Annotated in this window: 13 protein-coding genes; 10 read left to right on the plus strand and 3 right to left on the minus strand. The window is 61.4% G+C overall.

Annotation, left to right across the window (positions count from 1 at the left end; all coding sequences use genetic code 11):
• Positions 1 to 9 precede the first annotated feature (9 nt).
• Positions 10 to 783: a hypothetical protein gene (locus tag DSM14862_RS05380; RefSeq protein WP_007119411.1), complete on the minus strand. Its 774-nt coding sequence runs from the start codon at positions 781 to 783 to the stop codon at positions 10 to 12.
• An 802-nt stretch (positions 784 to 1585) separates the two neighbouring features.
• Between DSM14862_RS05380 and mraZ the strand changes: the two genes are divergently transcribed.
• Genes mraZ through DSM14862_RS05420 form a run of 8 tightly spaced genes read left to right on the plus strand, consistent with a single transcriptional unit; the run spans position 1586 to position 9647 of the window.
• Entirely contained in the window at positions 1586 to 2077 is a 492-nt protein-coding gene (mraZ, locus tag DSM14862_RS05385) for a division/cell wall cluster transcriptional repressor MraZ (protein WP_083804556.1), read from the plus strand.
• Between the two features lie 4 nt (positions 2078 to 2081).
• Positions 2082 to 3065, plus strand: coding sequence for a 16S rRNA (cytosine(1402)-N(4))-methyltransferase RsmH (gene rsmH, locus DSM14862_RS05390; RefSeq protein WP_007119413.1), 984 nt, complete (start codon positions 2082 to 2084; stop codon positions 3063 to 3065).
• Positions 3066 to 3068: 3 nt separating this feature from the next.
• Positions 3069 to 3449, plus strand: coding sequence for a cell division protein FtsL (gene ftsL / locus DSM14862_RS05395; protein ID WP_007119414.1), 381 nt, complete (start codon positions 3069 to 3071; stop codon positions 3447 to 3449).
• Positions 3446 to 5233, plus strand: coding sequence for a peptidoglycan D,D-transpeptidase FtsI family protein (locus tag DSM14862_RS05400; protein ID WP_007119415.1), 1788 nt, complete (start codon positions 3446 to 3448; stop codon positions 5231 to 5233). The genes ftsL and DSM14862_RS05400 overlap by 4 nt, the downstream gene beginning before the upstream one ends.
• A gap of 12 nt (positions 5234 to 5245) precedes the next feature.
• Positions 5246 to 6727 (plus strand): UDP-N-acetylmuramoyl-L-alanyl-D-glutamate--2,6-diaminopimelate ligase, encoded by a 1482-nt coding sequence (locus DSM14862_RS05405; RefSeq protein ID WP_007119416.1) that lies wholly within the window; start codon positions 5246 to 5248, stop codon positions 6725 to 6727.
• Positions 6724 to 8157 carry a UDP-N-acetylmuramoyl-tripeptide--D-alanyl-D-alanine ligase gene (locus tag DSM14862_RS05410; protein WP_007119417.1) on the plus strand — a complete coding sequence of 478 codons (1434 nt, stop codon included), beginning with the start codon at positions 6724 to 6726 and terminating at the stop codon, positions 8155 to 8157. The genes DSM14862_RS05405 and DSM14862_RS05410 overlap by 4 nt, the downstream gene beginning before the upstream one ends.
• A 40-nt stretch (positions 8158 to 8197) precedes the next feature.
• Positions 8198 to 9280 carry a phospho-N-acetylmuramoyl-pentapeptide-transferase gene (mraY, locus tag DSM14862_RS05415; RefSeq protein ID WP_007119418.1) on the plus strand — a complete coding sequence of 361 codons (1083 nt, stop codon included), beginning with the start codon at positions 8198 to 8200 and terminating at the stop codon, positions 9278 to 9280.
• Position 9281: 1 nt separating this feature from the next.
• The gene (locus DSM14862_RS05420; protein WP_131541674.1) at positions 9282 to 9647 is read left to right on the plus strand and encodes a hypothetical protein; all 366 of its coding nucleotides are present in this window, start codon (positions 9282 to 9284) and stop codon (positions 9645 to 9647) included.
• A gap of 1 nt (position 9648) precedes the next feature.
• Here the strand turns inward: DSM14862_RS05420 and DSM14862_RS05425 are convergent, their stop codons facing one another.
• Positions 9649 to 10575: a glutaminase gene (locus tag DSM14862_RS05425; RefSeq protein WP_007119419.1), complete on the minus strand. Its 927-nt coding sequence runs from the start codon at positions 10573 to 10575 to the stop codon at positions 9649 to 9651.
• A gap of 74 nt (positions 10576 to 10649) precedes the next feature.
• Here DSM14862_RS05425 and murD point away from each other — a divergent pair, with 74 nt between their 5' ends.
• Positions 10650 to 12050 carry a UDP-N-acetylmuramoyl-L-alanine--D-glutamate ligase gene (gene murD / locus DSM14862_RS05430; RefSeq protein WP_007119420.1) on the plus strand — a complete coding sequence of 467 codons (1401 nt, stop codon included), beginning with the start codon at positions 10650 to 10652 and terminating at the stop codon, positions 12048 to 12050.
• Positions 12051 to 12059: 9 nt separating this feature from the next.
• Here murD and DSM14862_RS05435 read toward each other — a convergent pair whose 3' ends face one another.
• Positions 12060 to 13235, minus strand: coding sequence for a BaiN/RdsA family NAD(P)/FAD-dependent oxidoreductase (locus DSM14862_RS05435; RefSeq protein WP_007119421.1), 1176 nt, complete (start codon positions 13233 to 13235; stop codon positions 12060 to 12062).
• A gap of 111 nt (positions 13236 to 13346) precedes the next feature.
• Here DSM14862_RS05435 and DSM14862_RS05440 point away from each other — a divergent pair, with 111 nt between their 5' ends.
• On the plus strand, positions 13347 to 13874 hold the full coding sequence (locus DSM14862_RS05440; protein ID WP_007119422.1) for a peroxiredoxin-like family protein: 528 nt from the start codon (positions 13347 to 13349) through the stop codon (positions 13872 to 13874).
• The last annotated feature ends 35 nt before the right edge of the window (positions 13875 to 13909 follow it).

The following is a 13909-nucleotide window of genomic DNA, read 5'->3' on the forward strand; positions in this document are numbered from 1 at the left end:
GCGGGCGGCTTAGCCCAGCTCGCGCCCTTCGATCAGATGACCATAGAGCGTCGTTAGCATCGAGACGAAGACAAGCCCCTCTATAAGATAGAGTGCTGAATCGAGCATCAGGCGCAGGCCGGGGTCGACAGGCGGCAATATGCCCGAGATGACGCCCAATAGCGTATTCACCACAGCCAGCAACACCGCCAGCGCCCATAGCGTACCGGCGAGCGGTTCCGTCGCGCGCCAGCTGTCGCGGACGGCCATGACATGACCCATGGCCGCTGCGGGCAGCACAAGGCTAAGCCGCAGCGCCACCCATAAGAATGCCACCCCCGCGGCCAACCCGATCAGCAGCAATGCTGCAGGGCTCGATCCGGTAAGCCCGCTCAGCAGCAGCATCGCCAGACCAACCGGGGCTGCGGCAAGCAGCTGTGCAAATCCCAATACGAGAGCGCGCCAGACATAGGCCCAGAACAGCCGCGCACCCGGGCGCACCTCGGCCCCGGTGCCATCACGGTCAAGCAGCACGTGGCGGTGCCAGAGCACGGCCATCAGCGCGTAGCCAAGGATGCCAGCAAGACCGCAGGCGATCAGGATTAGCAATTGATCTGTGGGCGGCGGGGCAGCGTTCTGTAGCCTTTGGTTCATCGCGCCAAGCGCATCTTTGGCCAGCACGCCTGCCACGGCCGCTGCACCCATCACCCAAAGCAGCGCTGGCAGGATCACACGCAGAGTCATCGCGGGCGCGTGGAAAAGCATGTTCAGCGCGTGGGTAAATAGAGCTGTGGCTTGGATCATGATGCACTCCCTCGTTTCGGGGCACTACATGGCGTGGGTGCGGTGAAAGGACAAGATGCGGCTGGGCTGTCCGGGGCGATTGGCTGGGAAAGCATGGGCAGACGGGAGGGCGTGGGAAAAGTCGCGGGAAACCATGGGAAGTTTGGGAAATGATGGGTCTGTCATGGCCCGCTGGGTGCGTCCGCCGATTCGGAGTCACGGGAATGGCGCGTATTTCGGCGTCTTGCGTTGCAATAGTTCGGCCGTCATGCGCTAATTTGCAGAACAGGCAACGAACACGCCCTGTGGATAACTATGTGTGCAAATTTTAGTGGGAATACGTGGGACAATATGCAGGTTCCTTGATCGAAACAATATATTGTGTTTTATCGTTGAAGTGTCCCTAATTGAGCTAATTTCCGCTCAAGAAGTTATACCAGATGTTGTTCCCACAGCCTGTGCAAAACAAAATATTGCGCTGAGATTCAAAAAAAATGTAGACGCCCATCAATTCCCATGGCATCCCTAGTTCATCGGATGAGAACGGGACACGGGGCAGCAAACGACCCCAAAATAAAACAAAACCTAGCAGGTTTCATACAGGCACCTCGCTTTCATCAGACCAAAGAGATCCGGCGCGTGAGCGAGCAGACATCCCCCCAGGTGGCGCGCGCAGTCGGACTTCCCCGCCAAGCTGCGGGACGTGGGCGGCGGGTTGATCAGTGGCAGCAGATCAACCCGCCGTTTCCATTTCCAGGCAGCGATTTTCGGATCAGGGCGGACAACGAATTAAGCGCAAACGCGCAAGAGGCAGGGACAACACGTGAGCCGCAGGTTCAGAGGCGAGAGCCAACACAAGGTCGATACGAAGGGGCGGGTGTCTATCCCAGCCTCTTTTCGGCGTGTGTTGGAAGCTGGCGATCCGAACTGGAAAAGCGGCGACAACCCTGAGCTGGTCATCGTCTATGGCGACCAGCGCCGCGACTACCTTGAATGCTATACAATGGAAGCCATTGAAGAGGTCGACGCCAAGATCGACCGCATGCCGCGTGGTTCCATGCAGCGTAAGGCGCTTCAGCGTCTGTTCCACGGCCAGTCTTTCCCGACCACGGTAGATGAGACAGGCCGCCTGGTGCTGCCCGCCAAGCTTCGTAACAAGATTGATCTCAACGGCGAGGCGTTCTTCATCGCCGCCGGTGACACCTTCCAAATCTGGAAGCCCGAAACCTACGAGACCGAGGAAGAATCCTGGCAGCAAGAACTGCCGGATGATGTTGATCCGCTCTCGTTCCTGGATGGCGATATGGAGGTCTGACGGAATGGCTGCTGCTTCTGCCCCTTCCGCCCCCCACACCCCTGTTCTGCTGCGCCCCATTCTGACTGCTGTGGCGCCTGTCGAAGGTGTTTGGCTTGATGGTACCTTTGGTGCTGGCGGTTATACCCGCGGATTTCTGGAGGCCGGGGCCGCGCGTGTGATCGCGGTGGATCGTGACCCGCTGGCGTTTGAGATGGCGGCGGAATGGGCAGGCGACTTCGGCGACCGCATCACCATGCAGCAGGGCGTCTTCTCGCGCATGGATGAATACGCCCAAGACCTTGATGGCGTTGTGCTCGATCTCGGCGTTTCATCGATGCAGCTTGATCAGGCCGAGCGCGGGTTTTCCTTTATGAAGGACGGCCCGCTCGACATGCGGATGAGCCAAGACGGCCCCTCGGCGGCAGACCTAGTGAATGAAGCCGAAGAAGAGATCATCGCCAACATTCTCTTTCAATATGGTGAAGAGCGCGCCTCCCGCCGGATCGCCAAATCGATAGTCCGCGCACGAGAAGTCGCGCCGATTACCACCACATTAGAATTGGCCAAGCTGGTCGAAGGCTGTCTGCCGCGCTCGAAACCCGGCCAAAGCCACCCGGCCACGCGCAGCTTTCAAGCGCTGCGCATCGCGGTGAACAATGAATACGGCGAGTTGTTTCAGGGGCTTATGGCCGCTGAGCGCGCGCTGAAGCCGGGCGGAAAACTCGCGGTTGTGACATTCCACTCGGTCGAGGACCGCATGGTCAAACGCTTCCTCACCGCGCGGGCCGGGGCTGGGGGCAACGCCAACCGTTTCGCCCCTGCGCTGGAGCAAGAAGCGCCGCAGTTTACACTGAAATCGCGCAAGGCTATCGGGCCTGACGCGCAGGAACTGGATGAAAACCCGCGCAGCCGTTCGGCCAAACTGCGGGTCGCCACGCGCACCGATGCGCCCAGTGGTGAGATTGATGCGAAATCCATCGGCATGCCGATGGTCAGGGGGATCTGAGAGATGCGCACGGTGATGTATATCCTCACCACCATTGCCGTGGTCGGGCTGGCCTTCTGGGCGTACCGCGAGAATTACGCGACCCAACAGGCACTGAGTGACGCCGACCGCTTGCACGCCAATATCCGCGCCGCCCATGCCCGGCTTGCCGTGTTGCGCGCCGAATGGGCATTTCAGAACCGCCCCGACCGGCTGCGCGATCTGGCCGATCTGAACTTTGACCGTCTTGGCCTTTTGCCACTGCACCCCGGCCAATTCGGTCAGGTCGATCAAGTGACCTACCCACCCGCGCCGATGCTGCCGATCACCGATCCCGTAGATGTCTCGACCATGAATTACGACGCGCTCACCGGCGCGGATGAGTCCGAGGAGGACTTTGAATGATCCGCACCCCGCTGCGCCCTCTGGCCCGTATCCTCGACGCCCGCGAAAAGGGTGAAAACCCCGATGCGATTGAGCGCGAGAACAAGCGCATCCGCCATGAGCAGATGCGCGACAAGGCCCGGATGCGTGCCGAGGGGCGGCTTTTGGTGCTGGGCGTCTGTTTCCTTTGTGCTTTCACCGTCATTGGCGGCCGCATGGGGCTTTTGGCGATGTCTGAGCCTTCCGAGCCTCGCGGCCATGCGCCCGGCGCGGTGATCTCGGCCTCGCGCGCCGACATCACAGATCGCAACGGCAACCTGCTGGCGACGAATTTTGAGACCCACGCGCTTTACGCGCAGCCGCGCCATATGATCGACCCCGAAGCGGCGGCGAAAAAGCTGGTCAAAATCTTTCCCGACCTTAAAGAAGAGCGTCTGATCAAGGACTTCACTGGAAAGCGTAAGTTCCTGTGGATTAAAAAGAAAATCAGCCCTGAGCAGATGCAGGCTGTGCATGACATCGGCGATCCGGGCCTGCTTTTTGCGCCGCGCGATATGCGCCTTTATCCCAACGGTTCGCTTGCGGCGCATGTGCTTGGCGGGGCGAGTTACGGCAAGGAAGGCGTCCACGCCGCCGAGGTAATCGGCGTCGCGGGGGCCGAGAAGTATTTCGATGACTATCTGCGCGATCCGGCCAATGGCGCGAAACCGCTGGAGCTGTCGCTTGACCTGACCGTGCAGGCAGCATCGGAGCGGGTGCTCTACGGCGGCATGAAGCTGATGAACGCCAAGGGCGCCACCAGCATTCTGATGGATGTGCATACCGGCGAAGTGATCTCGGTCGCCTCGCTGCCCGACTTTGACCCCAACAACCGCCCCCGTCCGCTGACCCAAGGGGATGCGTCTGACAGCCCGCTGTTCAACCGCTCGGTGCAGGGGGTCTATGAGCTGGGCTCAACCTTCAAGATTTTTGCAGCCGCGCAGGCGATTGAGTTGGGGCTGTTTAACGCAGACACGATCATCGACACCTCCGGCCCGATGAAAGTCGGCGGGTTCCGCATCGGTGAATTCCGCAACAAGAACTACGGCAAGCTGAGCGTCGCTGATATTATCGTACACTCCTCCAACCGGGGCACAGGCCGGATGGCGCTCGAGATCGGCATTGAGCGGCAGCAGGAGTTCCTAAAAAGCCTTGGTTTCTTTGAGCCGACCCCCTTTGAGATCGTCGAAGCCTCGGGCGGGAAGCCACTGCTCCCAAGCCGATGGACCGAATTGTCGAGCGTGACGATCTCCTATGGTCACGGGTTGTCGAGCACGCCGATGCACCTTGCCGCAGGCTATGCGGCCATCGCCAATGGCGGGCGCGTTGTGAAGCCGACGTTGCTAAAACAGACCGCCCCCCAACTCGGCCCCCGCGTCATGTCAGAAGAGACCGCTGCACAGGCGCGCAATATGCTGCGCAAGGTGGTGACCGACGGCACGGCAAGCTTTGCCGAGGTGCCGGGCTATCAGATCGCGGGCAAGACCGGCACGGCGGACAAACCCAAGCCGACCGGGGGCTATTACGAGGACAAGGTGATCAACACATTCGCCAGCATCTTCCCGATCGATAGTCCCAAATATGTGCTGATCGTCACGCTGGACGAACCGGTCGAAACCTCTGGCCCGAAACCACGCCGCACGGCGGGCTGGACAGCCGTGCCCGTCGCCGCCGAGATGGTCCGCCGCATCGCACCTCTGCTGGGCCTGCGCCCGGCTGTTGAACCGATGAACGACGCTGTGCTAACGCTGACCAGCAGCAACTGAAAAGACATCGCTATGACCGATCGGGCCGTATCCCTTTCCTCTCTCGGGCTGACCGCGCGGGCGGGGGCCAATCCTATGATCACCGGGATCGCCGTGGACAGCCGCGAGGTGCGTGAAGGCACGTTGTTCGCGGCCATGCCCGGCAGCCGTGTGCATGGGGCGGAATTCATTCAATATGCTCTGCGGATGGGCGCAGCAGCGGTGCTGACCGATGCCGAAGGTGCCAAGATCGCCGCCGAGGCGTTGGCAGGCTCCAACGCCGCGCTGGTGGTCTCCGACTCCCCGCGCGAAGCACTGGCACGCACGGCGGCGCTGTGGTTCGGCGGCCAGCCCGCGACGATGATCGCGGTCACGGGCACCAACGGCAAAACCTCGGTCTCGACCTTCGTGCGCCAGATTTGGGTAGAGATGGGATTGCCTGCCGTGAACCTTGGCACCACCGGGGTTGAAGGCGCTTGGGCCGCCCCCTTGGCGCATACCACGCCCGAGCCGATCACCCTCCACCGCACTTTGGCTGAGGCTGCCCGAAATGGCATTACCCATGCGGCGATGGAGGCGTCGAGCCACGGCCTCGACCAGCGGCGGCTGGACGGGGTAACGCTCAAGGCGGCAGGGTTCACCAACTTCACCCAAGACCATCTGGACTATCACGAGACATTCGAAGCCTATTTTGCCGCCAAGGCCGCGCTTTTTGCCCGCGTCCTGCCCGAGGACGGAACGGCGGTGGTCAATATTGACGACGAAAAGGGTATCGACATCGCCGCCATCGCCCGGGCGCGCGGCTGTGAGGTGATTACCGTGGGCCGCGACGGGGGCGACCTGCATCTGCAAGGCCAGCGTTTTGACGCGACGGGGCAAGACCTGCGCTTCACTTGGCGCGGCAAGACCTATCAGAAACGGCTCAACCTAATTGGCGGCTTTCAAGGCGATAACGTGCTGCTGGCGGCGGGGCTGGTCATCGCCTGTGGTGCCGATGCGCAAGAGGTTTTCGACACGCTGCCGCATCTCACCACCGTTCGGGGCCGAATGCAGCTTGCCGCCACCCGCGACAACGGCGCGGCGGTTTTTGTCGATTACGCCCATACGCCCGATGCCGTCGCCACGGCACTTTCCGCGATGCGCCCGCATGTGATGGGACGGCTCGTGGCGATTGTCGGTGCGGGCGGGGACCGTGACCGCGTTAAGCGCCCCCTGATGGGGCAGGCCGCGGCGGAGAATGCGGATATGGTGATCGTCACCGACGACAACCCGCGCAGCGAAGACCCGGCCAGCATCCGTGCTGCCGTGCTGAGCGGCGCACCCGACGCTTGGGAGGTCGGTGACCGTGCCGAAGCGATCCTGCGCGGCGTTGACGCGCTGGAGCCGGGCGACGCGCTGCTGATTGCGGGCAAGGGTCATGAAACCGGGCAGACTGTGGGTGATGACGTGCTGCCCTTTGATGATGTGGAACAGGCCAGCGTGGCCGTGGCGGCACTGGACGGGAGATTGGCATGAGCCTTTGGACAGCGACAGAAGCGGCAGAGGCCACGGGTGGCCGTGTGCAGGGCGATTGGGCCTGCAACGGCGTCTCTATCGACACGCGAACGTTGCAGCCGGGCGATCTGTTTGTTGCGCTGAAAGCGGCGCGGGACGGGCATGAGTTCGTGGCGCAAGCGCTTGATAGCGGCGCCGGCGCGGCGCTGGTGACCCATGTCCCAGAGGGTGTGGGCGAAGATGCGCCGCTCTTGATCGTAGAGGATGTGCAGACCGCACTCGAAGCGCTTGGCCGGGCAGGGCGTGCGCGTCTTGGGCCGCAGGCCAAGGTCGCGGCGGTGACGGGCAGCGTCGGCAAGACCTCGACGAAAGAAATGCTGCTGGCGATCTTTGGCGATCAGGGCAAAGCCCATGCCAGCGTCGACAGCTACAACAACCATTGGGGCGTGCCGCTGACGCTGGCGCGGATGCCGCGTGACACGGATTATGCGGTGATCGAGATCGGCATGAACCACCCCGGAGAGATTGCGCCCCTTGCCAAACAGGCGCAGCCCCATGCGGCGATGGTCACCAATGTCGCCGCCGTCCACCTTGAAGCCTTCAAGGATGTCGCCGCCATCGCGGTGGAAAAGGCCAGCATCTTTGACGGCATGGAGCCGGGCGGTGTGGCGGTGATCAATGCCGACCACGATCACAGCGATATCGTGCTCGACAAAGCGCTGGAACGCGGGCTGCGCGAGACGACATTCGGGCGCAAGGGCCACCACTATACGCTGACCGACGTGAAGGTGCAGGGCGAGGCGACCGTGGCCCAAGCTGAGGTTTCAGGCGCACCGTTGCTTTACAAAATCGCCACGCCGGGGCGGCATTTTGCCATGAACGCACTTGGCGCGCTGGCGGTGGCCGAGGCGCTTGGCGCAGACCGGGCGCTGGCGGTGCAATCGCTGGGCCGCTGGTCGCCCTATGTAGGGCGCGGCGTGCGTGAGCAAATCCTGCTCGACCCGGTAGACAACCATCTGACGCTTGAACTGATCGACGATAGCTACAACGCCAACCCGACCTCCATGGCCGCAGCCCTTGAAGTGCTGGCGGCCTCGGAAGTGACCCATGATATCGGTCGTGTCAGCAAGGGGCGGCGGATCGCCTTTGTCGGTGATATGAAAGAACTCGGCCCCGAGGCGTTGGCCCTGCATGCAGGGCTGGCCGATCTGGAGGCCACCCGCGCGCTGGACGTGGTGCATTGCGTCGGCCCGCTGATGAAGGCCTTTTACGACAATCTGCCCGAACACCAGCGCGGCGACTGGACCGAGACCGCCGAAGAGATGTTGCAAGGACTCCGCGCACGTCTCGATTCCGGCGATGTCGTGCTGATCAAAGGGTCGCTTTCGATGAAGCTGGGCAGTATTGTTGACGCCATCCGCAAAATGGGTCATCCGGTCCCGACCGCCTGATTGGCGATTAACCCCAACATGATGAGTTAGGACGCGATATATGCTCTATTGGTTGACGCTGCTGTCTGATGGCGGCGATTTCTTTAACCTGTTTCGCTATATCACCTTCCGCGCGGGCGGGGCGTTTTTCACGGCGCTTGTTTTCGGGTTCCTGTTCGGCAAGCCGCTGATCGAGGTGCTGCGCAAACGGCAGGGCAAAGGTCAGCCCATTCGCGACGATGGCCCCGAAGGGCATTTCGCCAAGGCCGGCACGCCAACGATGGGCGGGCTGTTGATCGTTGGCGCGTTGCTGACATCGACCTTGCTTTGGGCGCGGCTGGACAATCCTTTTATCTGGTTGGTGCTGTTCGTAACCATGAGTTTCGCGGCCATCGGCTATGCGGACGATCATGCCAAAGTGAGCAAGCAAAATTCTGACGGGGTGCCGGGCAAAGTGCGGCTTTTGTTGGGTTTTCTGATCGCAGGCATCGCGGGCTACTGGGCCGCGCAATATCACCCTGCCGAGCTGCAGTACCAACTGGCGTTGCCGGTGTTCAAAGATACGCTGGTGAACCTTGGTATTCTGTTCGTGCCTTTCGCGATTATCGTGATTGTCGGATCGGCTAATGCGGTGAACCTTACCGACGGGCTGGATGGTCTGGCGATTATGCCAGTGATGATCGCGGCCGGGGCGCTTGGCGTTATCGCTTATGCCGTGGGACGTGTCGATTTCACCGACTACCTTGATGTGCACTATGTGCCGGGCACGGGCGAAATCCTGATCTTTACCGCTGGGATTTTCGGCGGTGGCTTGGGCTTTCTGTGGTACAACGCGCCTCCCGCTGCCGTCTTCATGGGCGACACAGGTTCGCTGGCGCTTGGCGGCGCTTTGGGTGCCATTGCTGTGGCGACGAAACACGAGCTGGTGTTGGCGATTGTCGGCGGGCTCTTTGTGGTCGAGGCGCTTTCGGTCATCATTCAGGTGCTCTATTTCAAGCGCACCGGCAAGCGCGTCTTCCTGATGGCGCCGATCCACCACCACTATGAGAAAAAGGGCTGGGCAGAGCCGCAGATCGTGATCCGATTCTGGATCATCTCGCTGATCCTCGCCCTGCTGGGGCTGGCCACGCTCAAGGTGCGTTAAATTGGAAGTTCCTGACAAAACTAGTCTGACTGAAGTTATCGATTTTTTTGCTGGTTCCATTCTGAAGTCGAACGCGCTCGCTGCAACTACAGGTTTGGCCGCACACGCACACACAACAACGAATGGTTGGGAGATTGACCCAACCTCCTATGCATTGGGCTGGTGCGGTATCAGCGCACTTGGTTTTTTTAGTATCTGGCATTTTTTGGGAACGGTTTCTTCAACACTTAATCACATTCATCGGATCGCAAAAGATACCCAGAGAAACGCGATAGTTACATATGCCATGGAGGGCGCAGTTATTGTCGCATCTCTTGCAAGTACTTTTACTGTAATTAACGTGCTGAACGGTTTGGTCGCAAAGTAATTCAGAAGATCGACCAATCCATGTGACGCGCCAAAAGGGCCAATGCTTCGGTGCCCTTTTGGCTGTTGCCATAGCGGTTCAACCCCGGCGACCAGACCGCGATGCTGGCGCGGCCCGGGACGATCGCCAGAATGCCGCCCCCTACGCCAGATTTTCCCGGCAGGCCGACCCGGTAGGCGAAATCCCCCGACCCATCGTAATGCCCGCAGGTCAGCATCAGCGCGTTCAAACGCCGGATGCGACTGGGCGCGACCAAGCGCGGCACCTCGGGCGCTTCGATGAGGAAACGGCCCGCCATAGCAAGCTGCTCTACCGTCATCTCCATCGCGCAATGGTGGAAATAGGTGCCAAGCGTTCGCTCAGGCGCGTTGATGAGGTTGCCATAGGATTTTAGGAAATGGGCCAAAGCAAAGTTGCGGTGGCCGAAATCGGTCTCTGACGCGGCGACTGTGTCGTTGATATGGATGTCGTCGGTCCCCGCGGCCTCGCGCACGAAGCGCATGATCTCGGCCAGTGCCTCGCGCGGCTCACGGTTGCCCAGAACCTCGTCGGTGGTAACAATCGCGCCTGCATTGATGAACGGATTGCGCGGGCGGCCCTGTTCCTGCTCCAACTGCACGATGGAGTTGAACGCCCGCCCGGAAGGTTCGCGCCCCACGCGGTGCCATAGTTGATCGCCTGAGCGGCCCAAGGCGATGGCCAGCGTAAAGACCTTGGTGATCGACTGCACTGAAAACGGCACCTGTGTGTCGCCCGCCACATGGCATTGGCCGTCTGCCGTCACCACCGCGATGCCGAACTGCGCCGGATCAACCGTGGCCAATTGCGGAATATAGGCCGCCACATCGCCCCAATGGTCATCTTCGCGCATCATGTCATTGAGGCGCGGCAACACATCGTTAAGGTCAGGTTTGGCGGGGCTGGACATCTTGGACGGCCTCTGGCTTGTGATGAGCGCATCATGCCCCCATTCTGGGGCCAACGGGTAGCAGGGGATTACAGATGATTCCAGTACAGGGCTTGGAAGGCGCACGCGTGGCGGTGCTGGGGTTGGGCCGCTCTGGCCTGAGCGCGGCACGCGCGTTGCAGGCGGGCGGGGCTAAGGTAAGCTGTTGGGACGATGACCCAGCCGCACGGGCGCGGGCCGAGGGGGAGGGGTTTGCCTGTGTTGATCTCAACAGCCCCGGCGCGCTCGACAAAATCACCCGGCTGATCGTCAGCCCCGGCATTCCACACCTCTATCCTGCGCCGAACCCTGTGGTTGCGGCGGCCCTCGTCGCGGGGGTGCCGGTTGATAATGACATTGGCCTCTTTTTTCAAAGTTTTGCGACACTGGCGTGGGATCACTACGACGTGGCACCGCGCGTCGTGGCCGTGACCGGCTCGAACGGCAAATCCACCACATCGGCGCTGATCCATCACATTCTGGAACATGTCGGGCGGCCCTGCCAATTGGCGGGCAACATCGGGCGCGGCGTGCTGGACCTTGATCCGGCCGTGGATGGCGAAGTCGTTGTGCTGGAACTCAGCAGCTATCAGACCGAACTTGCCCGCGCGCTAACGCCCGATGTGGCAGTGTTCACCAATCTCAGCCCCGACCATCTGGACCGTCACGCAGGCATGGGCGGCTACTATGCCGCGAAGCGCCGGCTGTTTGCCGAAGGCGGGCCAGACCGCGCCGTCATCGGTGTGGATGAGGCCGAGGGCCGCTTTCTGGCGGGCCAGTTGAGCGAGGGGCCAAGCGATGACCGGGTGATCCGCATCAGTGCGGAGACCAAACTCTCCGGCCCCGGCTGGCAGGTCTTTGCCCGCAAAGGGTTTTTGAGCGAATACCGCCGTGGCAAGCAGGTCGGCTCGATCGATCTGCGCAGCATTCAAGGGCTGCCGGGTGCACATAACCACCAGAACGCCTGCGCGGCCTATGCCGCCTGCCGTGCCCTTGGCCTTGCCCCGCGCGTGATCGAGGCGGCGTTTCACAGTTTCGGCGGCTTGCCCCACCGCAGCCAGACCGTGGCCGAGGCAAATGGCGTGCGCTATGTCAACGACAGCAAGGCCACCAATGTCGACAGCGCGGCCAAGGCGCTGGCGGCCTTCCGCAATATCCGCTGGATCTGCGGTGGGTTGGAGAAGGAAGGCGGGCTGAAAGGTCTGGCGGAGGCCCAAGGGTCAGTACGCAAGGCCTATGTCATTGGCCGCGAGGCCGCGCATTTTGCCATGCAGTTGACGACCGAAGCCGAAGTCTGCGGCACGATGGAAAAAGCCGTGGCGCGCGCGGCGGCAGAGGCGGAAGAGGGCGATGTTGTCCTGCTTGCCCCGGCAGCGGCGAGTTTCGATCAATATGATAATTTCGAACGGCGCGGTGAGGATTTCGTTGCGCAGGTGCAAAAGGCGCTGGCGGAGTAGGGCGCGCCCTTATCCGCCAATCGCCCGCGCTGCAGCCATGCCCGAGGACCAGGCCCACTGGAAGTTATACCCGCCCAGCCAGCCGGTCACGTCCACGGCTTCGCCGATGAAATAGAGGCCGGGCACGTCTTTAGCTGCCATGGTTTTCGATGAAAGCTCATCGGTATCCACGCCGCCAAGGGTCACCTCCGCCGTGCGGTAGCCTTCGGTTCCGCCGGGGTGCAATTGCCAATTCTGTAGCGCGTCGACGAAGTTGGTCAGCCGTGCGTCCGACCAATCAGCGAGGTTGCCCGATAGATCGAACTCTTGCCCCAAATACTCAACCAACCGCGACGGCAAGTGCTGCGCGAGGATGGTGGTAAAGTTGCGCCGGCCGGACTGCTGCCGCTGGTCGCGCAATGCGCCCAGAAGGGTGCCCTCAGGGGCGAGGTTCACCGTGATCGCCTCGCCCTCGTGCCAGTAAGATGATGCCTGCAAAACCGCAGGGCCAGAGAGACCCCGGTGGGTGAACAACAGCGCCTCGTCAAATCCCGTGGTCCCGGCTGTGATACGGGCAGGGGTGGCCACCCCGGCCAGCGGCGCAAAGCGGCCTTCGGCAAAGGTGAAGGGCACCAGCCCCGCGCGCGTGTCCGTTACTTTCAGGCCGAACTGGCGCGCGATGTCATAGGCGACCCCGGTCGCGCCCATCTTGGGGATCGATTTGCCGCCCGTGGCAATCACGAGGTTGCGCGCGGTGACTTCCACTTTCTTATCAGGCATTTGCAGGTCGAAGGTGAAGTGCCCGTCGACACCGGCAAAATTGCTGGCGCTGCTTTGCAACTGCAGATCAACCCCGGCCTGCTGCATCAGCCCGCGCAGCATGGCGATGATCTCCTTCGCGCTGGTATCGCAGAAAAGCTGACCCAAGGTTTTTTCATGCCACGCGATGCCGTGGCGATCGACAAGCTCGATAAAATCCCACTGGGTATAGCGCGCCAGCGCAGATTTGGCGAAATGCGGGTTCTGGCTCAGGAATGCCTGCGGCTCGCAATACATATTGGTGAAGTTGCAGCGCCCGCCGCCCGAGATGCGGATCTTTTCGCCCGGCGCTTTCGCATGGTCGATGATCAACACACGCCCGCCCGCGTGGGCGGCGCACATCATGCCGGCGGCACCGGCTCCGATAATGGCTGTATCGACTTGCATGGGCGCGCTCTGCCCGAATGCGCAGGCCCGGTCAAGAAGACGTGACAGCGGTTGTCGGATCACTAATGCGTCATAGCTGGGAAACAGACGCAATTCAGACAGGAGCAGAGAATGACCAAATTGACCGCAGAACAAGATTTCCCGAAGATGGACGTGGCCAAACTTGGCGGCGGCACGCTGACCTTGGGCCAACCGCAAGAGGGGCGCGACTGGCAGCTGGTGGTGGTCTACCGTGGCCTACACTGCCCGATCTGCAAAAAATACCTTGCGCAGCTTGAGAAACTGCAAAGCCAGTTTCACGAGATCGGCGTTGATGTGATCGCGGTCTCGGGCGATCCAGATGAAAAGGCCAAATCCATGGCCGAGGAAGACAATCTGACACTGCCCATCGGCTATGATCTGAGCCTCGCGCAGATGGCAGACCTGGGCCTTTATATCTCTGACCCGCGTAGCCCGCAGGAAACCGACCGGCCCTTCGCCGAGCCTGCGACCTTTGTAATTAACGAGGAAGGCAAGCTGCAGATCATCGACATCTCCAACGCGCCCTTTGCGCGCCCCGACTTGGAAGGTCTGCTGAACGGCCTCAAGTTCATCCGCGACAAAGGCTACCCAGTGCGCGGTACCCACAAGGCGGCTTGATCGCCCAATGGCGGGGCCTTGCATGGCCCCGCCGA

The sequence above is a fragment of the Sulfitobacter indolifex genome, assembly GCF_022788655.1.
Lineage (GTDB): Bacteria > Pseudomonadota > Alphaproteobacteria > Rhodobacterales > Rhodobacteraceae > Sulfitobacter > Sulfitobacter indolifex.